Source organism: Aquirhabdus sp. (genome assembly GCF_046462495.1).
Lineage (GTDB): Bacteria > Pseudomonadota > Gammaproteobacteria > Pseudomonadales > Moraxellaceae > Aquirhabdus.
Genome location: NZ_JBKGVE010000003.1, coordinates 189,452 through 214,731, shown reverse-complemented (window position 1 = coordinate 214,731; position 25,280 = coordinate 189,452). Strand labels below are relative to the sequence as shown.

Genomic DNA, 25,280 nt, shown 5'->3' with positions numbered 1-25,280 from the left:
GCCTATCAATGATTTCTTACTTGCCTTTAACGTTTCTCTTTCCGCTGGTCGGCTTCCTGATTCTGGCGATCTTCCGTGATCGTTTATCCGAGAATGTCGCTGCTGTAGTGGGTGTCGGTAGCATGGCCTTGTCTGCACTCGTTGCAGTATTGGTTGGTAATGAGTTTCTGCATATCCCAGTGGCTGATCATGCGATTGCGGCGCATCAAGTGCTGTGGACTTGGATGCAAGTGGGTAGCTTTGCACCTGCCTTTGGATTGCATCTTGATGGTTTGTCATTGACCATGACCGGAATCATCACCGGTGTTGGTTTCCTGATTCATCTGTTTGCATCGTGGTATATGCGCGGTGAAGTTGGCTATGCCCGTTTCTTCTCTTATATGAACCTGTTCGTTGCCAGCATGTTGCTGCTCGTACAAGGTGACAACCTTGTCCTGTTGTACTTGGGCTGGGAAGGCGTTGGGATCTGTTCGTACTTGCTGATCGGTTTTTACTATTCTGATCTGGCTAACGGTCGTGCGGCAATCAAAGCGTTTACTGTGACGCGTGTCGGTGACGTATTCCTTGCGATTGCGATGTTCCTGTTGTTCCGTGAGCTGGGTACCCTGAATATTCAGGAAATCATTCACCGAGCACCGGAACTGATTGCCAACAGCGCCAATGCACAATTGATTGCACTCATGATTCTGGGCGGTGCGATGGGTAAATCAGCGCAGATTCCGCTGCATACTTGGCTTGCCGATGCAATGGCGGGTCCAACCCCAGTTTCTGCTTTGATCCACGCGGCAACCATGGTGACCGCGGGTGTGTATCTGATTGCACGTCTGCATCCCGTATTCCTGATGGCACCAAACATTCTTGAGTTTGTAGGTCAAGTCGGTGCGGTCGGTGTGTTGGTGGCGGGTTTCTCAGCGCTGGCACAAACCGATATCAAGCGCGTGTTGGCCTACTCAACCATGAGCCAGATTGCTTATATGTTCCTGGCACTCGGTGTTGGGGCATGGCAAGCAGCGATTTTCCATCTGATGACGCATGCGTTCTTTAAAGCATTATTGTTCCTCTCTTCAGGTGCGGTCATTATTGCGACCCATCATGAACAGAACATCTTCAAAATGGGCGGCCTGTGGAAAAAGATTCCATTCGTCTATGTCTGTTTCCTCGTTGGTGGCGGTGCGCTTGCGGCGTTACCATTCGTCACCGTTGGTTTCTACTCTAAAGATACGATTCTGTGGCAGGCATGGGCATCAGGTCATCAAGGCTTGTTCTATGCTGGTCTGCTCGGTGCGTTCCTGACTTCGGTGTATACCTTCCGTCTGATCTGGACCGTGTTCCATGGTCAACCGAATGGTCATGCCCATGCGATCAAAGGTTCAAGCTACTGGTTACCACTGGCTGTGTTGCTGGTGTTATCAACTGCTGTCGGTGCGTTGATTCATCCTCCACTTGCTGGCGTATTGCCAGACTTCAAAGCACTGGCTCAGTTTGAACATGATGAACACTTTATCGAGTACCTCTCCATTGCGACTGCACTGGGCGGTGTATTGGTCGGCTTTATCCTGTTCTCAGGCAAACGCACTTTGGTCAACAAATTTAACCAAACCACGATTGGTGCAGGCCTTGGCTATTGGCTGTATAACGCGTGTGGTTTTGATGCGCTGTTTGACATCATCTTTACCAAACCGTTCTTGTTCATCGCACGTCTGGTGAAAAGCGATCCTGTGGATAAATTTTGGAGTATCGTCCCTGCAATTGTGCGCGGCGGTAATGCTGTGGCGACTAAAGGTCAAAGCGGTTCATTACGCGGTTATGCTGCAAGTACTGCGTTCGGTGCAATCATATTGCTCTTTGCACTGTTGGCAATTCAGGTGATGGGGAAATAAGATGGAACATTTTCAAAATAACCTGATTTTACCGCTACTGATCCTGATTCCTTTTATTACAGGATTCCTGTGCTGGGTTGGCGAAAAAATTAGTATCAGCTTTCCGCGTTGGATTGCCTTGTTCGGTATGTTGTTGACGTTGGGTTTGACGATACACCTCTGGATACACGGTGATTACAGCTTATCTGCGCATAATCTGGTGCAACCGGGTACAGCGCCAGTCTGGCAAGCAGAATATTTAGTCCAGTGGATTCCACAGTTGGGGATTAATATCCATCTGGCGCTGGATGGTCTATCTCTCATGATGGTCGCGTTGACTGCACTGCTCGGTGTGCTCGCAGTTGGCTGTTCTTGGGGTGAGATCCAAAAGCATGTGGGCTTCTTTCACCTGAATCTGCTGTGGAGCTTGGGCGGTGTGATCGGCGTGTTCCTCGCGATCGACATGTTCTTGTTCTTCTTCTTCTGGGAAATGATGTTGGTGCCGATCTACTTCCTGATCGCACTGTGGGGTCATGCCGGATCAAATGGTCACAGCCGTGTCTATGCGGCAACCAAGTTCTTTATCTATACCCAAGCATCGGGTCTGATCATGTTGGTGGGTATCTTGGCTCTGGTCTTGATCCGCTATCAGCAAACGCATCAACTCAGCTTTGACTATATGGCATTGCTGGGTACGCAGTTCCCACCGGGCTTTGAATATGCGCTGATGCTGACGTTCTTTATCGCTTTTGCGGTGAAGCTCCCGGTTGTGCCACTCCATGGCTGGTTGCCCGATGCGCATGCACAAGCACCCACCGCGGGTTCGGTTGACTTGGCAGGTATTCTGATCAAGACAGCGGCGTATGGTCTATTGCGCTTTGTGATTCCATTATTCCCGCATGCATCAGCAGAGTTTGCACCGATTGCGATTACTCTTGGGATGATCGGCGTGTTCTACGGCGCGTGGGTTGCATTCCTGCAGACCGATATCAAGCGTCTAATTGCTTATACCAGTGTGTCGCACATGGGTTTTATTTTGCTTGCGATCTACTCCGGCAATCTACTGACCATGCAAGGTCTGATGGTCCAAATGCTGGCACATGGTTTGTCATCCGCCGCACTGTTTATCATGAGCGGTCAAATTTACGAACGTCTGCATACCCGTGATCTGCGTCTGATGGGCGGAATGTGGGGGCGTGCGCGCTACTTGCCTGTTTTCCTGATGTTCTTTAGTGCCGCATTACTGGGTATTCCCGGTACCGGAAACTTTATCGGGGAGTTCCTGATTCTACTCGGAGCCTTTAAACAGTACCCGTGGTATACGGTGCTTGCGACAGTCAGCTTAGTCCTTGCGGGATTGTATTCACTGTACATGATTCACCTGACCTTGTTTGGTCATGCGCATGAAACAGTGATTCCTGCACATGACGAAGATGATGAACCTGTAGCAACAGCGCCTGTTGTTGATCATCATCACAGCAGCCCTGCAACATCAGCAACTTTTGCCATTACTGATCTTAATGCACGTGAGTTATCACTGCTGGTGGTGATGGCGGTGGGCTTGGTGTGGCTCGGCTTGTATCCACAAACTGTTTTGGATACCTCGAATCAAACCATGCAATGGATCAGTAATTCGTTTACCTCGCCACTGTTTCCAGCAGCAGTTCCAGCTTTACCGACAACAACTGGCACGGGAGTTCACTAAGCCATGACGAATGAACTCAATTTGGTCGATTTTCTGCCTTTAATGCCAGTCTTTATTGTCAGTTTGACCTCCGTTTTAGTAATGCTGCTGATTGCGATTAAGCGTCACCATAACCTCAGTGCGACGGTGACGGTGATTGGTCTGAATGCGGCGCTGTTATCGGTGTTCTTACCTGCAGTGCATCGCTTGCAAATTATTCCGATGGAAGTGCTACGCCGTTATTTCCAATTGGGTCCTGATCAAAGTTTCGGGATCAAAGAATTTATCCAGTTAGACTTTCTGCCTGAACAGTTTGTGACGGGCAAAGTTGCTGCGATCAATGCGATTAACTCGCTGTTCGTGGTGGATGGCTTTGCACAGTTCTATATCATTTTGATTCTGATTGCAGGTTTGGCGTGCTGTACCTTGGCCCATGCCTATATTCATGACTATAAAGATAATAAAGAAGAGCTGTATATTCTGCTGCTGATTGCAATTGCGGGCGGTATGCTGCTGGTTTGTGCACAGAACATGACCTCTTTCTTTATCGGTCTTGAACTGCTTTCTGTACCGACCTATGGATTACTCGCGTATACCCATGAGCGTAGCAAAGCGTTGGAGTCAGGCATCAAGTATATGGTGCTCTCTGCAACGGCTTCTGCATCGATCCTGATGGGTATGGCTTTCTTGTATGCCTACAGCGGCACACTGGATTTCCGTCAATTGGGCGAAGTCTTGGTTCGCACCTTACATGCGCCGCTTGCAGTGACGGGTGTTGGCCTGATTTTAGTGGGTGTTTCCTTTAAGTTGTCATTGGTGCCGTTCCATCGTTGGACACCCGATGTCTATCAAGGTGCGCCTGCACCCGTTGCCACATTCTTGGCGACGGTCAGCAAAGTTGCGGTATTGGCATTGCTCTTGCGCTTCTTGTTCAGCAGTGGTGCACTGGCGATGGAAGGGACACGTATCGTCCTGACCGTCATTGCAGTATTGTCCGTGATCATTGGTAACTTATTGGCTGTACGTCAGGTTAACATCAAGCGTCTGCTGGGTTATTCATCCATCGCACACTTGGGTTATATCCTGATTGCGATTGTGGTTGCGGGTACTGCAAGCTTACCGACAGTCAACATCTACTTGGTCGCTTATGTACTGACCACGATTGGTGCTTTTGGTGTGGTGGCCTTGATGTCGAGCCCTTATGACGGCGATGAAGCGGAGTCTTTGGCGGATTATCGTGGTTTGTTCTGGCGTCGTCCGGTGCTGACAGCGGTACTGACCGTGATGATGCTGTCACTCGCTGGTATTCCACTGACTGCTGGTTTTATCGGGAAGTTCTTCGTGATCCTCTCTGCGACCACTGGCGGTGCATGGTATCTGCTTGCTGTGGTGATCTTGGGTAGTGCGATCGGTTTGTACTACTACTTGCGCGTATTGGTTGTGCTCTACATGACACCCGCCAAAACCAAAGGGCTGGATGCACAAGGTAACTGGGGTACGCAAGCGGGTGGGGTGGTTGTACTCCTATGCTCGCTGCTGGTATTGATCCTCGGGGTCTATCCAGCACCACTCTTGGCACTGGCTGCGATGGCACGCTTCTAAACGTCGTTAGAGTTAAATAAAAAAACCAGACGTGATGTCTGGTTTTTTTATGCCTAATTTTCTGATCTGTATAATGAATTAAATCGACTCTTGACAATACGTCATAAACGCCTTCATCCCCGGTCCTTGATACTTTTGACGATGAACCAGCAAGAAAAAAGGGCGAATCAGCATCCAAAACGGCGTATTCAGCACCACCAATTGACCTGCATCAATCATTGGTTCAACGGCAAGGCGCGACACACAGCCAATCCCAATCCCACCCGCCACCACTTTTAGAATCGCTTCGTTATGACCCAAGGTCAGGCGTAAGCGGGCGTCCGGCAGGTCGTTCAACACGATCTTATCGAAGACCTCGCGGGTACCTGAACCCTCCTCTCGTACGATCCAGTCAGCATCGCGAAAGTCATCAAGATGAAGTGCGGCGTGTTGTTGTCTGATCGCTAGAGGATGGGTCGGTGCGCTACACACCGCCAGTTCATCCGCCCCCCATGGAATGGCTTGCAACTGCGGGAGGTTACACGAGCCTTCAATCAATCCCAGATCCAGCTGGAACTGGCTGACCGCTTCAATAATCTGGCGGGTATTGCCCACTTGCAGTCGTAGGTGCGCATCGGGTTTCTTCAACAAGAAGCCCGCCATCAGGTCGGGCATGAGATAGTCACTGATGGTCAGGGTAGAGCCAAGACGCAGATCAACGGTTTGTAGTTCACCGCGCGCCGCTTGTTCAAAGGCTTCCGCGCGACCTAAAATTTCCAGTGCTTGGGGTAGAAGATAGCGTCCCAAATCATTTAAATGCAGGCGCTTGCCCTGACGATCAAACAAGGGCGACTCGATACCATTTTCAAGGTCGGACAGTGCCATACTGGCGGCGCTTTGGGTGAGGCGTACGGCTTCACTGGCACGGGTAACGGTTCCCTCTTGGGCAATGGCAACAAAAACGGCAAGCTGGCGCAAGGTCATACGCATGGATCAATCTCAATCATGTTGATGAATCACTTTAAGCAAGCGACATGCTACCATGTTGGCAGGTGAGATAGGCCCAGTCAGTTTAAGTCAGTTAAAGTCCGTTGGGGAGATATTTGCGTGAGTGATGAGGTAGTGAGTGCGTCTGTGGTGGATGCCCTGAGCGAGAAATACACCAGAGAAACTGTCCTGAGCGTGCGTCGCTGGAGTCCAACCCTATTTAGCTTCGTCATGACGCGTCCTGCCCATTTCCGTTTTGATGCCGGACAGTTTGCCCGCATTGGTATTGAAGTTCCTGGTGCAGCGCCGATAGTCCGCGCCTATTCCGTGGTGTCATCTCCCTTTGCCGAAGAACTAGAGTTTTTCTCCATTGTGGTGGCGGATGGTGCATTCACCTCAAAGTTGCAGTTTTTAAAAGCTGGTGATCAATTACTGCTTGAGCGTATTCCTTACGGTTATTTGACCCTTGCACGATATCAAGAACCGTTGCCACAAGACCTATGGCTGCTGGCGACCGGAACGGGACTTGCGCCATTTCTCTCGATCCTGCAAGACTTTACCGTATGGCAGAGCTATCGTCATATTGTTCTGGCTTATAGCGTCCGTACGCTGGAGGAACTGGCTTATGTCACGGAGATTAATGCGCTCCCTGAGCTGTTCCGTGATGAAGGCGGTGCCATTTTCCAGTTCTTGCCCATCGTGACGCGTGATTCTACCTATCCACTGCATGAGCGCTTGCCTGTATTGATTGCATCAGGCCGATTGGAAGAGGCCGCTGGGGTAGCGCTAAGTCTTGAGAGTAGTCATGTGATGTTATGTGGCAACCCACAAATGGTGGACGATACGCGCAATGCGTTAAAAGCCCGCGGCTTGACCATGAATCGTCGTGGGGTGGGCAATATTGCGGTTGAGAATTACTGGTAGATTGCAAATGTTTAGAGGGGTTGGTCTCTAATAAAGATCAACCCCTCTACGCTATTCCCTAATTTTGTTTAAAATACAGACTAATCAACACGCCGTCCGCAATATTCTCAATCTGCGCATAGCCATGATGCAGGGCCATCACCTCGCGCACCAGCGTGAGACCAATCCCCGTACTTTTGCGTCCGCTTCCGGGCCTAGGCAATGAGAAGTAACGATCAAAGACTTGCGGCAACGCATAGTCGGGAATCGCTTGACCATTATTCTGGATTTGAATGCGGAGGTGAGGGTCCTGAGCTGTGGCAAGGGTGACACTGATGTGAATGCGGCCACCCTGCGGCGTGAAATCAATGGCATTGTCCAAAAGATTACCCAAGGCCTGACCTAACCAGAAAGGCTCGGCATTGAGCGTGGTATTGTTGGGTATATCCAGCGTAATCAGCAATTGCCGTGTCTGGATTAGGGCGCTGCGCTCATGCAGCAATTGCTTAAACTGCTCGATGAGCAAGACCGATTCCCGATCAAGAGGTTGCTCCAGATGATCCTGCTGTTTCTCTAAACGCGTGAGTAACAGTAGGCGCTCGATCAGCAGTTGCAAGCGCTCGGTTTGCTCATGAATGTTCTCGGCAAAACGTAGACGATCTGCGGTCGGTAAATCATCCTGCAAGAGTTCGGCACTGGCGGCGATTGCGGTCAGTGGACTTTTGAGCTCATGGGTGAGGGTATGGACATAGTTTTCGACATAGGCCTTTCCTGCTAGTGCTTCGCGCATGTCATCAATGGTTTTGGTCAGATCGTTGAGCTCACGGGCAATCCAAAAGCGTAATGGTTTAGCAGGCTTGCTGGACGTATAGCCCGAATCTTGCGGATGCGACTCGGTAGCGGATCTGGGTGTAAACGCCAAGGCATAGCGTCGTACCTGCTCAATGCCGTGTCGCAGCCACCATGCCACACCGCCACTAACGATCAAGGACAACAGCACAATCCACAGCGCCCTAAACATCATTTCATGTTGTGCACGGTCGATATAGGGTTGTACCGAGATACCCGGTTTTGCCAGTGACAGTACGCCAATGAGTTGCCCTTGCCAGAGAATTGGTGCGGCAACATACATGGTTGAGGTACTGGCATCATTGGGGTTAGTTCGGGTAGAGCGCACCCCATAGTGACCGCGCAGGGTCAGGTACACATCATTCCAGCGGGAATAATCATGGCCTACGGTAAGACCTTGCGAGTCGTAGAGCACAATGCCTTTGCTATTCGTAATATAAAGCTGCTGGCTGATGCTATCTTTTTGTTGATTCCAGATTTTGGCATCCAGTTTACGACTTAGAATTTGCTGCATCTTTTGCTGAAATTCAGGGGTCTGGACTTGACCGTTAGCGACGTCAGCAGCAATCAAAGTGGCGATGATATTGGCATTGTCCGCCAGTATTTCTTCAACAACCTGTCGCACACTCGGCTTAATCTGGTTTTGCATGGCGCTTAAGGTAAAGTAACTGCCGACCAGTAGCACGATGGCAAAGGCCAGCCAGATTCTTAAAAAAATCGACATGGGTAGCCTCCGCATCGTGTCATACGAGTATAGACGTGCATCGTTAATCTGCTCATGAGCGACTTAAGCTATAACCCAATCCCCGATGGGTCTGAATGGGGTCGATGGGATCAATCACACGTAGCTTCTGACGCAAGGTTTTTATATGGCTGTCGATGGTGCGCTCTAAACTATGATCCGGATGCTCCCATGCGGCTTGCATCAGCTGGTTACGGCTCCAGACGCGCTCAGGATGCTTCAGCAACACCTTCAGTAAGCGGAGCTCATAACGGGTGAGACTCAAGGGCTGCGCATGATAAAGCACATGGAAGGTCAGTAGATTTAAGTGCCATGGCCCCCAAGCAATTAGCTGTTCTAAGTCTGATTTAGGTTCTGGACTGGGGGCAGGATGGCTAGGTGCGACCTCCGAGGTCTGCATCCGTCGCCAGATCACTTTGATTCGCGAGATAATTTCACGCGGACTAAAGGGTTTGGCACAGTAATCATCGGCGCCGATCTCAAGGCCGATGATGCGTTCAATTTCCTCACTCCGTGCGGTGAGGAAGAGCAGTGGGGTACTCCACTGTTTACGGATGGCACGGCATAGATCAAAACCATCCATATCAGGGAGCCCGACATCCAGAATCATAAAGTCGTGTGGTGTCTCTTCTTGTAGATCTAAGGCGTGTGCGGCAAGCGTAACCCAATTGACCTGCCAGCCTTCGCGTTGCAGCGCATAAATCAGCGGTTCAGCAATGGCAGGGTCATCTTCAACCAACAGAATTTTTTTAGTCGTTGCAGGAGGAGTGATCGAAGACATAGCCAGTCAGGTCAGAAGTGATCATGCATTATTGGAATGAATCGCAAGTGATGTCCAGTATCGATTATGGATTTTAGGTGAAGTTTTGATGGGCGATCTCAAAACATGTCGTATGGATCAGTCTAGACCCCATGAGGGGATAGCACTTTTTCCATAAATAAGCTAAGTGGATCAGTCTGATAGCTCGCAAACGGACCACGCTCTATATAACCGATCTTCTGATAGAGTGCGATGGCCTCGGGCTGTTTGACACCCGTTTCTAAGCGCGCAATCCAGATATCCTGATCAATCAGGGAGGACTCAAGGGCACACATGATTTCTTTTGAAATCCCAAGGCCGCGGTATTCCTCAAAGACAAATAAACGTTTAATTTCACCATAGTGTCCATCGTCCGTGCGTATCCGCACAGCGCCACAGCCAGCCAGTTTTTCCTCTTGGGCAGGATTCTGGACATAGGCGCCAAGAAACAGCACATTGGATTGTTTCAGCACATTGGTACTGGCCAGATGATTACTCTCGCTGGGGTATAGGGCGCTCATATAGGCATCAGACTGCGTGATAATCATTTGTGCTTCATCAGAGTCTGGATCGAGGCGTTTGATGATCATAGGTTCCCTGCCTTTATTTTTTAAATACATTTCACGAAAGACCCTAGTCTATGCTGACAAGGATACATCGCACAACTTGAATGCAGATTGTGGCTCGCATACTATGCTTCAAAGCCTTAAAATTGAATGACGTGAGTACAATGATCGAGGGATTACGGGTAGGGCTATCATGCGGATAGCCATCACCACTAAGTTGTTTATAGCCATTCTGGGCATTAGTGCACTGGTCATTTTTGCTATGGGCGGGGCCATGACGTGGAGCTTGCGTCATAGCTTTAATGCCTTTAATGAACAGCAGGATGATCAGCGTGCACAAGCGATGTCGGTGACGCTTGCTGATCTTTATGATGATAAAGGCAGTTGGGATTTTATCCGTAATAAGCCCGAGCTATGGCGGGATATTTTGCGTTCGGACGGAATCTGGCGAGGGCTTAATAACAAGCAACCCATGGATCCTTCTTTTGGTGACCAGCTTAAAGGTCTGGTGAGTGAGTCCGAGAAAAAAACGCTTCAGGATATTCATAACGCTGCGGTTGCTAAAGCCGAGTCTAAGAAATCTCCCGTGGGCGGACAACACCCAGCAGAATCTAAACGGCCGCCCCCGAGTTCAGATTATCGTTCCAGACGTTTTGCTCATTGGAGTTTGCTGGATGAGAAGGGCGTTGTGATCGCGGGTAAGACCGATCTCTCTCAAGCCTCGCATCGTTATCCCATCCTCTTTCAAGCCAAGCCTGTGGGCTGGCTTGCAGTCTCTCCGCGGGAAAGACGAGCGATGCCTGCTGAGCAGAATTTCCTGGCTCAGCAGCGCAAGTCGAGTTTACTGATTATGCTCGGCGCGGCAATTGTTGCGATCATTGCTGCATTGTTGCTCGCACGGCTGTTTCTTGCGCCAGTACGTCGCTTGGCCGATGCAACCCAGCAGTTGATTGCGGGGCGTTATGAGACGCGTACCCATGTGGATCAGCAAGATGAGCTGGGGCAACTGGCGAAAGACTTTAATCATCTAGCGGCAACGCTTGAGCGCAATGAAAAAATGCGCCGTGATTTTGTGGCAGATATCTCTCATGAACTGCGGACGCCGCTTGCTATCCTCAAAGGCGAGCTGGAAGCCATACAGGATGGGATTAGAAAGCCGGATGTGGCTGCGATGAACTCATTATTATCCGAGACCCAAGCCTTAAGTCAGCTCGTTGATGACCTTTATCAGTTATCGCTTTCAGATGTCGGTGGTTTACGTTATCAAATGCAAGAGATGGACATTAATGCCAGCTTGCATCATGTGATTTCGCTTTTTCAAGAGCGATTCAAGCTGAAGCAGTTGACCTTATATGTGTTACTGCCGGATCAGCCTGTGCTTCTGCATGGGGATGAGCGTCGATTAACCCAGTTATTTAAGAACTTATTTGAAAATACACTGCGCTATACCGACCCCAATGGGCAAGTCAAATTTACCATGCGGCGTACCGATCACGGTGTCCACATCAGTTTGCAAGACTCAGCACCGGGCGTGTCTGACGAAGAATTGCCACAATTGTTTGAGCGTCTCTATCGGGTGGAAAGCTCGCGTAATCGGGCGACCGGCGGAGCAGGTTTAGGTTTACCGCTTTGCCAGACGATTGTTGAGGCGCATGGGGGCACGATCCAAGCCAAACATTCACCGCTCGGAGGCATTTGGATTGATATTGTATTGCCTAATGAGAACCCAGCTTTAGAAGGACTATGTGATGAGTGAAAAGAAAGCCTTGGTGCTCGTGGTTGAAGACGAGCCGAAACTGGCGCAAGTGCTAATCGATTATCTAACGGCCAATGACTATGCGACGCATTGGATTTCCGACGGTCGTGACGTTGCGAAATACTACAGCGAACATGCCAAAGCCGATCAACCCGATCTGGTCTTGCTGGATCTGATGTTGCCCGGACGTGATGGTCTGGATGTCTGCAAAGACCTGCGCCGGATCAGTCAAGTACCGATTATCATGATTACGGCACGGGTGGAAGAGATCGACCGCTTGATCGGGCTTGAGATTGGTGCCGACGATTATATTTGTAAGCCCTTTAGCCCGCGTGAAGTGATGGCGCGGGTCAAGGCGATTTTACGTCGCATTCCGCATGGCGATCAGGGCATTAAAACCACCGGATTAACTCACTTTCCGCAATTACAGCTGGATGAGGCACGCTTTGAAGCGCGTTATCACGATCAATTGCTGGAGCTAACACCTGCCGAGTTTCGTTTGCTGAAGACCTTAGCTGATGCACCGGGGCGCGTGTTTCAACGCGATCAGTTGATCAATCATGTCTATGATGACCAGCGCATTATCACGGATCGCACTATTGATAGTCATATCAAAAACTTAAGGAAGAAGATGGCGATTGTTGCCCCTGAGGATGTGATCCGTTCGATTTATGGTGTGGGTTATAAATTGGAGCTGTAGGATAAAAAAGCGGAGAAATCTGGCAGTGTACCTAAAGTGTGCATAAGTCACGCAAAGGCACATAGCTCCTTGTTTTCTCCTCATTTCCTGCAAATTGTACCGACATTTGAACGTTACTTTGGTCTTGTCCACAAAAAGCGGCAATTAGCCGTACCGACAAATCGGAGTCATCAAATGAGTACATTTATCTCGAAGCAATTGTCAAAAAAACAGCTCAGCAAACAGCCGAGTTTTAAACACTCTCTGATCGCGGCAGTCGTGATCGGTTGTGGTGGATTGTCCATGGCGAGTTGGGCCGATGACAGTGCGGCAAGTGCCGCCGTAGCGACAGCACCAGCCAGCGTGGCGCCCGCTGCTGCTAAACCAGAATTCACCGCTGAACAGCGTAAAGCGTGGCATGAAAAGCATAAAGCTGAACGTGAGGAGCAGCGGACTCAGCGCCGTACAGAACTTTTCAATCTCGCCGATACCAATAAAGACGGTACAGTGAGTTTGCAAGAGTGGTTAGCGTTTAAACCGCCACGTTCTGAGCATCGTTTTGAGGGGCATCGTGGAGGCCATGGTCCCGATCAAGGTCGCCCTGATGAGCGCCCAGAGCATGCAGGGGATCAACCACCACCGCCGCCAGAAGCAGATCGTGGTGCTAAACATCTTGCAGAATGGCTGCAAAAAGTAGATGCTAATCATGACAATCAGATTAGTCTTGCTGAAGCGCAATCGAATGCGCCATTTATTGCCAAGCATTTTAATGAGATCGATACCGATCATAATGGCTTGATTAGTCAAGATGAGCTGAAGGCTTACCATGAAGCACAGAAAGCAAAATGGGATGCCAAGCGTATCGAGATGCGAACCGAAGCCTTTAAAAAGGCAGATACCAACCATGATGGCCAGTTAACCTTGGCAGAGTGGCTGGCGTTCAAGCCGCATCACCATGGTGGTTTCTGGCATCATTTATGGGGTCGTTTCTTTGGTCATGAGCATCATCATGGCGGTGATCATCGCGGTCCATGGCGTGATCGTGGGGATTGGTTCAAGAAAATCGATACCAATGGCGATGGTCAGATTAGTCTGAGCGAAGCTCAAGCGAATGCACCAAAAATCGCACAACATTTTAATGAAATTGATACAGATCATAACGGTCAGATTAGTCAAGATGAGCTCCATGCTTTTTTCACGAATCAGCATGCCAAAACATCGTCATAAAAACGTTATCCATCAAGTATTAAATACTTGATGGTGTTATGAAAAAGGGGAAGGTGTGAATACTTCAAATCCAATCACGTTGAAAGCAGGTCTGGGCACACTCGTGGTGCTTGGGCTATGGGCTGGGTCGCTACAGGTTGCACAAGCGATTCCTCAGCAACCCGGCAGCAAGTATCGTGCTGAATCCGTCCATGACGCAAAATGGCATCAAGCTCATCCTAAAGCGGCGGTGACTCCACCATCGACCAAGGGATGGATTAAGACCTTACCGCATCGCTACCGGATTGTGAAATCCCATCACCAAACCTATTATTTTGCGAATAAACACTACTATCAACGTAGTGGTGCGGGTTATGGCATTGTCAAATTGCCTTAACGATTTATTCGCAATATCAAAGCCCAATATGGTTCTCCATATTGGGCTTTTGCGTTTCTAGAAGGCGTTATTAAGGCGCTATATTGAGAATTTTTTAGCGTGATGGAGTGAATTACTCAACTTGTGTAAAGAATCCGCTACAATATCGGCAAAATTTTATATGCTTATTTCATCCTAGTGTGCGTTATCAATGGCTAGGATCTCATCGTCAGGAGAGTTTTTGATGTCTACAAGCAGTGCAGGTAAACGTTTTCGGGAAGCCTTAGCGGCTGAAAAGCCACTACAAATCATGGGCACCGTAAACGCCTATGCCGCCATGATGGCCACCCAAGTGGGCTACAAAGCGATTTATTTATCCGGTGCAGGCGTTGCGAACTACTCCTATGGCTTGCCTGATCTGGGCATCACCTCACTTGAAGATGTGTTGATTGATGCACGCCGTATCACCAGCGTTGTTGATACCCCTCTGCTTGTGGACATCGATACTGGTTGGGGCGGTGCATTCAATATCGGCCGTACCGTTAAAGAAATGATCCGCGCTGGGGTCGCCGCTGTCCATATTGAAGACCAAGTCGCGCAAAAACGCTGTGGTCATCGTCCAAACAAAGAAATCGTCACCAAAGGTGAAATGGTTGATCGCGTTAAAGCAGCGGTTGATGCCAAAACCGATTCTGACTTCGTCATCATGGCGCGTACCGACTCTCTGCAAGCTGAAGGTCTGCAAGGCGTGATCGACCGTGCTTGTGCATTTGTTGAAGCCGGTGCGGATGCGATCTTCGCAGAAGCGATGACCGACATCACCATGTACAAAAAGGTCTGTGACGCGGTTAAAGTCCCTGTTCTTGCCAATATCACTGAGTTCGGCGATACCCCGTACTACACGGTTGAACAACTGCGCGAACAAGACATCGCGATGGTGCTTTACCCACTGTCTGGCACCCGAGCAATGCAGAAAGCTGCACTGGCCGTATTTGAAGCCGTACGTAAAGAAGGGACCCAAGTTAACGTACTCGACCTGATGCAAAAGCGTGTCGATCTGTACAAATTCCTGGATTACTACTCCTACGAAGATAAACTTGACGCATTGTTTAAATCTGAGAAATAAGTTTAAAAAATCCCGCTGACCTGCTTGAAGAAAAGCAGGTGAGTGGGGATTCGCTTTAAAAATAGAATGTAGACGTTATCCTTTAAATCAACAATCAATGGGAATAAACAACATGGCAGAAGCAAAAGTATTATCTGGTGCGGGGCTACGTGGACAAGTTGCAGGTAAAACTGCACTCTCAACCGTAGGCAAAGAAGGGGCAGGTCTGACCTACCGTGGCTATGATGTTCGTGATCTTGCAGAACATTGCGAGTTTGAAGAAGTTGCCTATCTGATTTTCTTTGGTGAGCTTCCAACCGCAGCACAGCTTGCAGCTTATAAAGCCAAACTGAAAACCTTACGCGGTTTGCCACAAGCACTGAAAACCGTTTTGGAAAATATTCCAAAAGAAGCGCATCCAATGGATGTGATGCGTACTGGCGCATCGATGCTAGGTAACCTTGAAACTGAACTGAGCTTTGCGCAGCAGCAAGACGCAACTGACCGTTTATTGGCCGCATTCCCATCGATCATCACCTACTGGTATCGTTTTTCGCACGATGGCGTGCGTATCGAAACCGAAACCGATGACGACAGCATTGGTTCACACTTCCTGCATTTGCTAAATGGCGAAAAACCAAAGGCACTGCATGCTCAAACCATGAATGTTTCTTTGATTCTGTACGCAGAGCATGAATTCAACGCATCAACCTTCACTGCACGTGTGTGTGCATCAACCTTGTCCGATATGCACTCTTGTGTGACTGCTGCGATTGGTTCACTGCGCGGCCCACTGCACGGCGGTGCAAACGAAGCAGCCATGGACATGATCGAAAAGTTCACCAGCCCAGACCAAGCAGAACAAGAAATGCTCGGTATGCTGGCACGTAAAGACAAGATCATGGGCTTTGGTCATGCGATCTACAAAGACAACGATCCACGTAACGGCATCATTAAACAATGGTCAGAGAAACTGGCGGCTGATGTGGGCGATACCGTACTGTATCCAGTTTCTGTGCGTTGTGAAGAAGTCATGTGGCGTGAGAAGAAACTGTTCTGTAACGCAGACTTTTTCCATGCATCGGCTTATCACTTCATGGGTATTCCAACCAAACTGTTCACGCCAATTTTCGTGATCAGCCGTTTAACGGGTTGGGCTGCACACGTGATGGAACAACGCGCTGACAACCGTATCATTCGCCCAAGTGCTGAATATACTGGTCCAGAACTGCGTAAAGTGACTCCGATTGCTGCACGCGGCTAATTCGCTACCGCTTTAATCATCAAAAAAAGCCTCTTTATTCAAAGGGGCTTTTTTTATTGCGGAGTATTCTACTGGACTTGAAACGCTTCAATTGTCATCAAAACACTATGGTAGGCTGATCGACATGTTGCTATGCTCAAAAGATCATAGATAACAATTCTTTTTGAGATATGGATATGCCTAAGCCGTTGTCGTCTCTTTTTTTTAAACGTTCTATTGCACCTCATTTATCCTCATCTTCCTGTCTGGTCCTCTTGTTGGGTCTGCCTTTGGTGGCAGAGGCCAGTTCGCATTTGACTGCGGTTACTGTTTATCCGGGAACCGCGACAGTGCAGCGTGCCATGACCGTAGATGCTGGAACCAAAACGGTCATTTTTGATTGCTTACCAGCAGGACTGGATCCACAAAGCTTGCAGATCACTGCGGATAGCGGAGTCAGTATTGGTGAGATGACTGTAGACACTCAAGATCGCAGTTTATCCACGACTTGTGCAGCACATCCATTAGATGCCCGTATCGATACCTTACAAGATCAGAAGGCAGCTCTGCAAGCTGAGAGTGACTCTTTGGATACGGTAAAGGGGTATTTGAAGAGCTATACCTATGACCCTGATCACCCATGGAAAGTTCGCTCTAAAAACGAGAATATCACCGCAACAATCGATGCTTTGCGCCGTTCTGGACAAGATAACAATGTAAGACAGTATCAGTTAGACAAAAAAATAGAAAACTTAGACAAGCAACTGCAACCCTTGATCACAGAGCGGGCTCGTACCCAGAAACACGATAAAGTCACAACCGTGAAAGCAACTCTCTATTCCTCTAGAAATGCTGAAATCCGCTTAAATTATCTGGTGCATGGACCGAACTGGTCACCCGCTTATCGTGCATCTTTAGATACGGGCACGGGCAAACTTAACATCGAGCGTCGGGCAATGGTGAGTCAATCGACAGGGGAGGATTGGTCTGGAGTCAAACTTACCCTATCGACAGGGCAGCCCCATGCAAATTCGAACTCACCGATTCCACGGCAATGGGGTGTTGATATTTTGCCACCCCCACAGCCACAACGTCGTTTTGCTGCGGCCAGTTCCGCACTCGAATATGGCCCACCAGCCCCAGCCCCAGCGCCAATAGCAACACCGCAATTGACAGAAGACATACCGATTAGACAGTCTGGTTCAGCGATGCAACCAAATTATACGCCCGAAGTGGTGAACTATGGCTACACTACCGCATTCAATATTCCCGGCAACATCGATGTTCCCTCTAACGGTGAACGCATTGCATTTTCATTAGGACAAACGGATCAAACCGCCAAGATCGTGGCTCGAACCAGTCCACTGCTCGATGCAAATGCCTATTTGGTAGCAGAGATAGCGCCACCAGACGGGATCTGGCCCGAAGGGCCGATGCAACTCTACAGAGATGGAGCTTTTGTTGGATCAACCAATTTCAATGTTGATCAGACCGACAAGCAGGATTTGCCTTTTGGTCGTGATGAGTTGGTTCGTGTTCTATCGGAACCTGTGCAGGATACGCAATCCGTCGCTGGATTTACTGGCTCACGCCGTGAACGACATATCACTCATGGCTATGTGATTGAAAATAAGCATAATCAGTCTATTACTTTACAAGTCTTTGAGGCGGCTCCAGTCGCTCTAGATAGTAACATCCATATCACCAGTCAGTTTGAGCCGACGCCAACTGAACAGAACTGGAATAAGCAGCAAGGTCTGACGCTGTGGAGAACGGAGTTGGGTTCAAACAAAAAAACACGCTTTGCTGCCAACTACACGATCAGTTCTCCCAAAGATGCACGTGTTGTTGAGCGCTAATCCTCTGTAAGGTGTATATAAAGGCTCAGAAAAATCTGAGCCTTTTTCATCTGAGAAATTCATCACATCTTGTGAGACAATTTTTGTACGACCTTCATTTGGAGTATGCTAATTTGCAGGCTTGGGGATTTTATTTGATTAGGAAATCATGAAAAAAATTATAGGGATATTTTGCCTGCTGTTATCCGCAAACGGACTCCATGCCGAGCAAAACAAGGAAACGTTTAGCCAAGCACTTGCGGCGTATAACAGCGATATCAATGCCTATAAATTGGCCCAGAGTAGGCATCCAGCGCACCTGATGACCTATGCCGACCCAGATGGCATGCGCCTGCGTAAAATCCTCAATCCTGATCGCTATGAAGCCACGCTCATCGCAGCACAAGCCAATACCGGCGATACTCAAAAGATGACGCAATTCACCCATAGTCAGTTGGACTTGATCGATACCATGTACATCGACGCGTTTACACGGCAGTGGGGCACTTATGATCAAGAGTATCTGGATATCCAAGAAATGAAGCTGCGTGTCTTTAAGCTGGAATGGCGGCAACTTTCAGCAAAGCTCAATCCTCAAAAGATGACGGCTGAAGATCGCGCTCAAGTGCAGCAGTTGTTCAATCAACCGGAGTCCATGATTGCTGAGTTGAGCAATCATATTCAAAAAAGACGCTTCTCCGCTGCTTATAGGGCACAGGCCATGTCACGCTTGGCGATGCTAAAAGGGATGATACAGGCCACCAAACCCAAGATCTAACTAGATTTGGTGATTTATCACATTTAAAAATTAAAATTTATTATTATATAAATTAATTACTTAGTTGTTTTAGGTTCTTTTTTTTTTGAAAAAGAACCCTTTAAACCCCCTCGAAATTGCCTTATTTTGAGTAAAAACTCTAAAAACATTCAAAATATAAGGTTATCATTTTGATTAATATAAGATTTGGGAAATGGTATTTTGAAGGAGTACAATACTGCAGCTTTAAAGCGAACATCATTTTGAAGCCCTTTTAAGCCAACATCTACGGATTGCTCGATATATCTCTTAAGAGACAAACAATAGTCTTATTTGAGCATAGATTAGATTTTTCGCGTTGAGCGAAGCAAGGTCGTGCTGATCCTGCATTGCAGATCGGCAGAAGAAGGCGCAGGTCGATCCAATCGACTCTCCCGCTACCCAGCCCCTTTGAATGTTAATGATTGAGCCTAGACGTCATATGAATACAGCAAACCGCAAACCCCTTCCAGGTACTAACCTTGATTATTTCGACACCCGTAGTGCTGTCGATGCAATCGAGTCAGGCGCTTATGCCAAATTGCCTTATACCTCACGCGTATTGGCAGAGAACCTCGTGCGTCGCTGCGATCCTGCGACTTTGACCGATTCGCTCAAACAGTTGATCGAACGCAAGCAAGACTTGGATTTTCCCTGGTATCCCGCTCGTGTAGTGTGTCATGACATCTTGGGTCAAACCGCATTGGTTGATTTGGCAGGTCTGCGTGATGCGATTGCAGACATGGGCGGTGATCCTGCTAAAGTAAACCCGGTTGTGCCGACTCAATTGATCGTTGACCATTCCTTGTCTGTGGAGTGTGGTGGTTTTGATCCGGATGCCTTCGTCAAGAATCGTGCGATTGAAGACCGTCGTAACGAAGACCGTTTCCACTTTATCGAGTGGACTAAAACCGCATTTAAAAACGTTGACGTGATCCCTGCGGGTAACGGCATCATGCACCAAATCAACTTGGAGAAAATGTCTCCAGTGATTCAAGCCCGTGATGGCGTGGCTTTCCCGGATACTTGTGTGGGTACCGACAGCCATACACCGCACGTCGATGCATTGGGTGTGATCGCGATTGGTGTGGGTGGTCTGGAAGCAGAAACCGTTATGCTAGGCCGTGCATCGATGATGCGTCTGCCGGATATTATCGGCGTTGAGCTGACTGGTAAACGTCAACCGGGCATCACTGCAACTGACATCGTGCTGGCATTAACCGAATTCCTACGTAAAGAGCGTGTGGTCTCTGCATATCTAGAGTTCTTTGGTGAAGGTGCAGATGATCTGTCGATCGGTGATCGTGCAACTATTTCCAACATGACTCCAGAATACGGTGCTACCGCAGGCATGTTCTACATCGACAACCAAACGCTTGATTATCTGCGTTTGACTGGTCGTGAAGATGCACAAGTTGAACTGGTAGAAATCTACGCCAAAGAAACTGGCCTCTGGTCTGAGAGCCTGAAAACTGCCGTTTATCCACGCGTTTTGACCTTTGATTTGTCAGCCGTAGGCCGTAACATGGCGGGTCCTTCAAACCCACACGCACGTGTTGCAACTGCTGATTTAGCAGCGAAAGGCATCTCTGGTGCTTGGGAAGAAGTCGAAGGCGAAATGCCAGACGGCGCAGTGATCATCGCTGCAATCACCAGCTGTACCAACACCAGTAACCCACGTAACACTGTTGCCGCAGGTCTGTTGGCACGCAAAGCGCTGGAATTTGGTCTGGTGCGTAAGCCATGGGTCAAATCATCCTTTGCACCGGGTTCTAAAGCCGCTGAGCTTTATTTGCAAGAAGCAGGTGTGCTGACTGATCTGGAGCAATTGGGCTTTGGTATCGTGGCATTCGCTTGTACGACCTGTAACGGTATGAGCGGCGCGCTTGATCCGGTGATCCAGCAAGAAATTATCGACCGTGACTTGTATGCGACTGCCGTACTGTCCGGTAACCGTAACTTCGACGGTCGTATTCATCCGTATGCGAAGCAAGCGTTCTTGGCATCACCACCACTTGTGGTTGCCTACGCGATTGCAGGTACGATTCGTTTCGATATCGAAAAAGACGTGCTTGGTGTACATGAAGGCAAAGAGATTCGCCTCAAAGACATCTGGCCATCTGATGCTGAAATCGACGCCTTGGTTGCCAAGAGCGTGAAGCCAGAACAATTCCGCAAGGTCTACATCCCGATGTTTGACTTGGGCAAGGTAGAAGAAGCGGCAAGCCCACTGTATGACTGGCGCCCAATGTCGACCTATATCCGTCGTCCTCCTTACTGGGATACAACGGGTGTAGGCGCACTGGCGGCGAACCCACGTACCTTGACCGGTATGCGTCCTCTGGCGGTACTTCCAGACAACATCACCACGGATCACTTGTCACCATCGAACGCGATCATGATGAACAGTGCTGCGGGTGAATATCTGCATAAAATGGGTCTGCCAGAAGAAGACTTCAACAGCTATGCGACTCACCGTGGTGATCACCTGACTGCTATGCGTGCGACCTTTGCTAACCCGCAATTGGTCAACGAAATGGCTGTAGTCGATGGTCAAGTGAAGAAAGGCTCGCTGACCCGTGTTGAGCCAGAAGGTAAAGTCACACGTATGTGGGAAGCGATTGAGACCTACATGGATCGCAAGCAACCACTGATCATCATCGCCGGTGCTGACTATGGTCAAGGCTCTAGCCGTGACTGGGCAGCTAAAGGTGTACGTCTGGCTGGTGTTGAGGCGATTGTGGCTGAAGGCTTTGAGCGTATTCACCGTACCAACCTGATCGGTATGGGTGTACTGCCGCTTGAGTTTAAAGCGGGTCAAAACCGCAAGACATTGAACATCAATGGTACTGAAGTGTTTGATGTGATCGGTACGCCGACTCCTCGTGCGACCATGACTTTGGTCATCCATCGTAAGGATGGCGAGCGTGTTGAAGTGCCAGTGACTTGCCGTCTGGACACCGCTGAGGAAGTGTTGATCTATGAAGCGGGCGGTGTATTGCAGCGCTTTGCACAGGACTTCTTGGAAGGTGCTGTGGCTTAATTAGCTTTAGTAATTATTGAAAGCCCTGCCGTGAGGCGGGGCTTTTTTGATGTTGTTTTAAAATTAGATATATTCTTATGCCGCTTGATGACAACTTCATCTACACCCCACCACAAGATTCCTTAACCATTCTGTTTGAGGACGATGACCTTGTGGTGATCGACAAGCCCGCAGGGTTATTGTCCGTTCCCGGGCGCCTGCCTGAACACCATGACAGTGCCTACCTGCGCATATTAGAAAAACACCCCAACGCCAAAGTCACCCATCGTCTGGATATGGCGACATCAGGCATTCTCATGTTTGCCAAACACCGTGATGCAGAAGTCGCGATCAGTAAAATGTTTCAAGCGCGCACGGTTAAGAAGCACTATATCGCTTTAGTCCAAGGCAATTTGATTGGCGAGGGGAGTATAGATGCGCCGCTGATCACCGATTGGCCCAATCGCCCCAAGCAAAAAGTAGATTTTGAGATAGGTAAAACCGCCAAAACGCTCTACCAGCAACTCGACTATAACGCTGGCGACAATCACAGCCGTATTTTATTAGAGCCCATCACTGGACGCTCACACCAACTACGCGTGCATCTGGCACATATCGGTCATCCCATTACCGGCGATAAGCTATATCACCCTGATCCCCTGCAAAGTCGCTTGAATCGTTTGGCCTTGCACGCTAGTTACTTGGCCTTTGAACATCCGCTACAGGGCCAGCCGATAGCGCTACGATCTCAGGTACCATTTTAGATAGCGTAGAGATAAAACACCGCAATCCGCTAGCTCAGCAGATTCATTCCGTTTAAGCTTGGAGGCGCTAGACCACACACCATAACAACGGAAAATAAAAATGAAAAAATTGGCTTGGTTGTCACTAGGGCTGGTGCTTGGACAGTTTGCATATGCTGATCCCATTGAAAGTGGTATTTCCTTTACCTCTGGGGATTGGGAGATCATCTGTGATAACACGCGAACTTGTCGTGCGGCGGGTTATCAAAATGAAGATAATGGAACTCAACAACCTGTCTCTGTATTGTTGACCCGTGCAGCGGGTAGGAATCAAGCGGTCGTTGGTCAGATTCGTTTAGGCGCTACTGATACCGACCCGACAGATACCGAAGTACAAATGAAGATCAATGGTCAGAATTTTGGCAAGGTGAGCATCAGTAAAGATGGTGATTTTATCGGTCACTTATCGAGTGCCCAGGTTGAGGGGATATTATCCTCAGTGAAAAAGACCAGCCCAATTGATTTGATCGGTAAGCAGCAAAAGTGGCGTATCTCGGATAAAGGCGCGGCCGCCGTGCTGCTCAAAATGGATGATGTGCAAGGCCGTATCAACACCACAGGCGCCATTGTGAAGAAAGGCACATTGACCGAAGCCAATGTATTACCAGCCTTGCCTAAGCCGCTAATCACCGCTGTCAAAGTCAAATCATCACCTGTATCGTGGAACCCCACACAACGGAGCCAACTCCGAGCGGCGTTGAAGTCGACTTTTAAAAGTGATGATGACGCTTGTTCGATGCTGACTGATCCACAGGAAGGGTCCAGCGAAATCTCGATTACACGTCTCAATGACCAGAAGCTACTCGCTTCAGCATTATGTTGGCGCGCGGCATATAACGAAGGGTATGGTTACTGGGTTATTGATGCCAAAGCGCCTTACCATCCTGTTCTCGTTACCACGGATGCCAGTGATTATCAGGAAGGTAAAATCACCTCTGTGCAAAAAGGGCGGGGCGTTGGAGATTGTTTGTCATCAGAATCATGGGCATGGGATGGCAATCACTTTATTCATACAGGCGCCTCGACGACAGGCGAGTGTAAAGCTGTGGCAGCCGGCGGAACTTGGGATTTGCCAACTTTTGTCTCAACGGTGCGTTAGATTTGTTTGATTTCCATCGGGGCAATAGAGCGTGATACGCATGTGACCTATGGATGCACAACAATAAGCAGCATCATTTTCCCTATAATCCATAGGGCATTGCCGCTATAATCCTTAGCAAGTTTAAATAGTCATTCGGTACCCTAATGAGCAACGTTCCCCAAATTAAAATCCCAGCAACCTACATCCGTGGTGGCACCAGCAAAGGCGTTTTCTTTAATCTGACCGACTTGCCAGAAGCGGCACAAGTGCCGGGCAAAGCACGTGATGCAATACTGCTGCGTGTGATCGGTAGTCCAGACCCTTACGGCAAGCAAATCGACGGTATGGGCGGCGCGACCTCCAGCACCAGCAAGACGGTGATTCTGTCGAAAAGCACTCAGCCTGATCACGATGTCGATTATTTGTTTGGTCAAGTGTCTATTGATACTGCATTTGTGGATTGGAGTGGGAATTGCGGGAATTTGTCAGCGGCAGTCGGTGCCTTTGCGATTAGTTCAGGTTTGGTCGATGCCAGCCGTATCCCGCAGAATGGCGTTGCCATCGTGCGCATTTGGCAAGCCAACATCAGCAAAACCATCATCGCCCATGTGCCGATTACCAATGGTGAAGTGCAAGAAACCGGTGATTTCGAACTGGACGGCGTGACATTCCCAGCAGCAGAAGTGCAAATCGAATTCCTCAATCCTGCTGATGAAGGTGAAGACGGTGCAGGTGGTTCGATGTTCCCAACAGGTAATCTGGTGGATGATCTGGAAGTTCCGGGTGTGGGCACATTCAAGGCGACCATGATCAATGCCGGTATCCCAACTATTTTTGTTAATGCCGATGCCATTGGCTATACCGGGACAGAGCTGCAAGAGGCGATCAATGGCGACGCCAAAGCGCTGGCGATGTTTGAAACCATTCGTGCTTACGGCGCGGTGCGTATGGGCTTGATCAAAGATATTTCTGAAGCCGCTAAACGTCAACATACCCCAAAAATTGCCTTTGTTGCCCCGCCGAAAGACTATGTCTCATCAAGTGGTAAAGCGGTTAATGCTGCCGATGTCGATCTATTGGTACGTGCACTGTCGATGGGTAAACTCCATCATGCCATGATGGGTACAGCAGCAGTAGCAATCGGTACGGCGGCGGCAGTGTCCGGTACGCTGGTGAACCTTGCGGCTGGCGGTGGTGCGCGTACTGCGGTACGTTTTGGTCATCCATCAGGCACTTTGCGTGTCGGTGCGGAAGCAACCCAAGTGAATGGCGAGTGGACCGTGACCAAAGCAATCATGAGCCGCAGTGCACGTGTGTTGATGGAAGGTTGGGTACGCATCCCTGGCGACACCTTCTAGAGTATGCTTGTCAGTGCGGGGAACTTGTCCTGAGTTCCCCGATCAGC

The 25,280-nt window shown here is 49.1% G+C and carries 20 protein-coding genes; 16 read left to right on the top strand and 4 right to left on the bottom strand.

What is annotated here, in order from left to right:
• Positions 1-11 precede the first annotated feature (11 nt).
• From nuoL to nuoN, 3 genes are read left to right on the top strand one after another with little or no spacing between them, the layout of a single operon-like run.
• The gene (gene nuoL, locus ACLHG7_RS02660; RefSeq protein ID WP_410209683.1) at positions 12-1,880 is read left to right on the top strand and encodes an NADH-quinone oxidoreductase subunit L; all 1,869 of its coding nucleotides are present in this window, start codon (positions 12-14) and stop codon (positions 1,878-1,880) included.
• Between the two features lies 1 nt (position 1,881).
• Positions 1,882-3,564 (top strand): NADH-quinone oxidoreductase subunit M, encoded by a 1,683-nt coding sequence (gene nuoM, locus ACLHG7_RS02655; protein WP_410209523.1) that lies wholly within the window; start codon positions 1,882-1,884, stop codon positions 3,562-3,564.
• A gap of 3 nt (positions 3,565-3,567) precedes the next feature.
• On the top strand, positions 3,568-5,145 hold the full coding sequence (gene nuoN, locus ACLHG7_RS02650) for an NADH-quinone oxidoreductase subunit NuoN (protein WP_228254807.1): 1,578 nt from the start codon (positions 3,568-3,570) through the stop codon (positions 5,143-5,145).
• Positions 5,146-5,223: 78 nt separating this feature from the next.
• Here the strand turns inward: nuoN and ACLHG7_RS02645 are convergent, their stop codons facing one another.
• On the bottom strand, positions 5,224-6,114 hold the full coding sequence (locus ACLHG7_RS02645) for a LysR family transcriptional regulator (protein WP_410209522.1): 891 nt from the start codon (positions 6,112-6,114) through the stop codon (positions 5,224-5,226).
• 156 nt (positions 6,115-6,270) lie between these two features.
• On the opposite strand from ACLHG7_RS02645, the gene ACLHG7_RS02640 reads away from it, so the two are divergent.
• Positions 6,271-7,035: a ferredoxin--NADP reductase gene (locus ACLHG7_RS02640; protein WP_410209682.1), complete on the top strand. Its 765-nt coding sequence runs from the start codon at positions 6,271-6,273 to the stop codon at positions 7,033-7,035.
• Positions 7,036-7,093: 58 nt separating this feature from the next.
• Here the strand turns inward: ACLHG7_RS02640 and creC are convergent, their stop codons facing one another.
• The 3 genes from creC to ACLHG7_RS02625 all read right to left on the bottom strand — a co-directional run bounded on the left by creC (position 7,094) and on the right by ACLHG7_RS02625 (position 9,994).
• Positions 7,094-8,587 carry a two-component system sensor histidine kinase CreC gene (gene creC, locus ACLHG7_RS02635; RefSeq protein ID WP_410209521.1) on the bottom strand — a complete coding sequence of 498 codons (1,494 nt, stop codon included), beginning with the start codon at positions 8,585-8,587 and terminating at the stop codon, positions 7,094-7,096.
• Positions 8,588-8,639: 52 nt separating this feature from the next.
• Positions 8,640-9,386, bottom strand: coding sequence for a two-component system response regulator CreB (gene creB, locus ACLHG7_RS02630; RefSeq protein WP_410209520.1), 747 nt, complete (start codon positions 9,384-9,386; stop codon positions 8,640-8,642).
• Positions 9,387-9,508: 122 nt separating this feature from the next.
• Positions 9,509-9,994: a GNAT family N-acetyltransferase gene (locus ACLHG7_RS02625; protein ID WP_410209519.1), complete on the bottom strand. Its 486-nt coding sequence runs from the start codon at positions 9,992-9,994 to the stop codon at positions 9,509-9,511.
• Positions 9,995-10,163: 169 nt separating this feature from the next.
• Here ACLHG7_RS02625 and ACLHG7_RS02620 point away from each other — a divergent pair, with 169 nt between their 5' ends.
• From ACLHG7_RS02620 to prpF, 12 genes are all read left to right on the top strand, one after another.
• Positions 10,164-11,726 (top strand): ATP-binding protein, encoded by a 1,563-nt coding sequence (locus tag ACLHG7_RS02620; RefSeq protein ID WP_410209518.1) that lies wholly within the window; start codon positions 10,164-10,166, stop codon positions 11,724-11,726.
• Complete coding sequence (locus ACLHG7_RS02615) at positions 11,719-12,426, top strand: response regulator (protein WP_410209517.1); 708 nt, start codon at positions 11,719-11,721, stop codon at positions 12,424-12,426. Before ACLHG7_RS02620 ends, ACLHG7_RS02615 begins: the two co-directional genes overlap by 8 nt.
• Positions 12,427-12,600: 174 nt before the next feature.
• Complete coding sequence (locus tag ACLHG7_RS02610) at positions 12,601-13,632, top strand: EF-hand domain-containing protein (protein WP_410209516.1); 1,032 nt, start codon at positions 12,601-12,603, stop codon at positions 13,630-13,632.
• Between the two features lie 55 nt (positions 13,633-13,687).
• On the top strand, positions 13,688-14,008 hold the full coding sequence (locus tag ACLHG7_RS02605; RefSeq protein ID WP_410209515.1) for a hypothetical protein: 321 nt from the start codon (positions 13,688-13,690) through the stop codon (positions 14,006-14,008).
• Positions 14,009-14,231: 223 nt separating this feature from the next.
• Complete coding sequence (gene prpB / locus ACLHG7_RS02600; protein WP_407640760.1) at positions 14,232-15,113, top strand: methylisocitrate lyase; 882 nt, start codon at positions 14,232-14,234, stop codon at positions 15,111-15,113.
• 112 nt (positions 15,114-15,225) lie between these two features.
• A complete protein-coding gene (gene prpC, locus ACLHG7_RS02595; protein WP_410209514.1) occupies positions 15,226-16,356 on the top strand; it encodes a 2-methylcitrate synthase in 1,131 nt (376 codons plus the stop codon).
• A gap of 176 nt (positions 16,357-16,532) precedes the next feature.
• Positions 16,533-18,194 carry a DUF4139 domain-containing protein gene (locus ACLHG7_RS02590; protein WP_410209513.1) on the top strand — a complete coding sequence of 554 codons (1,662 nt, stop codon included), beginning with the start codon at positions 16,533-16,535 and terminating at the stop codon, positions 18,192-18,194.
• Positions 18,195-18,342: 148 nt separating this feature from the next.
• Complete coding sequence (locus tag ACLHG7_RS02585) at positions 18,343-18,951, top strand: hypothetical protein (protein ID WP_410209512.1); 609 nt, start codon at positions 18,343-18,345, stop codon at positions 18,949-18,951.
• Between the two features lie 460 nt (positions 18,952-19,411).
• A complete protein-coding gene (gene acnD / locus ACLHG7_RS02580; protein WP_410209511.1) occupies positions 19,412-22,012 on the top strand; it encodes a Fe/S-dependent 2-methylisocitrate dehydratase AcnD in 2,601 nt (866 codons plus the stop codon).
• Between the two features lie 77 nt (positions 22,013-22,089).
• Positions 22,090-22,755: an RluA family pseudouridine synthase gene (locus ACLHG7_RS02575; RefSeq protein WP_410209510.1), complete on the top strand. Its 666-nt coding sequence runs from the start codon at positions 22,090-22,092 to the stop codon at positions 22,753-22,755.
• Between the two features lie 100 nt (positions 22,756-22,855).
• Entirely contained in the window at positions 22,856-23,893 is a 1,038-nt protein-coding gene (locus tag ACLHG7_RS02570; protein WP_410209509.1) for a DUF1176 domain-containing protein, read from the top strand.
• Positions 23,894-24,039: 146 nt separating this feature from the next.
• A complete protein-coding gene (gene prpF, locus ACLHG7_RS02565; protein WP_410209508.1) occupies positions 24,040-25,233 on the top strand; it encodes a 2-methylaconitate cis-trans isomerase PrpF in 1,194 nt (397 codons plus the stop codon).
• Positions 25,234-25,280 lie beyond the last annotated feature (47 nt).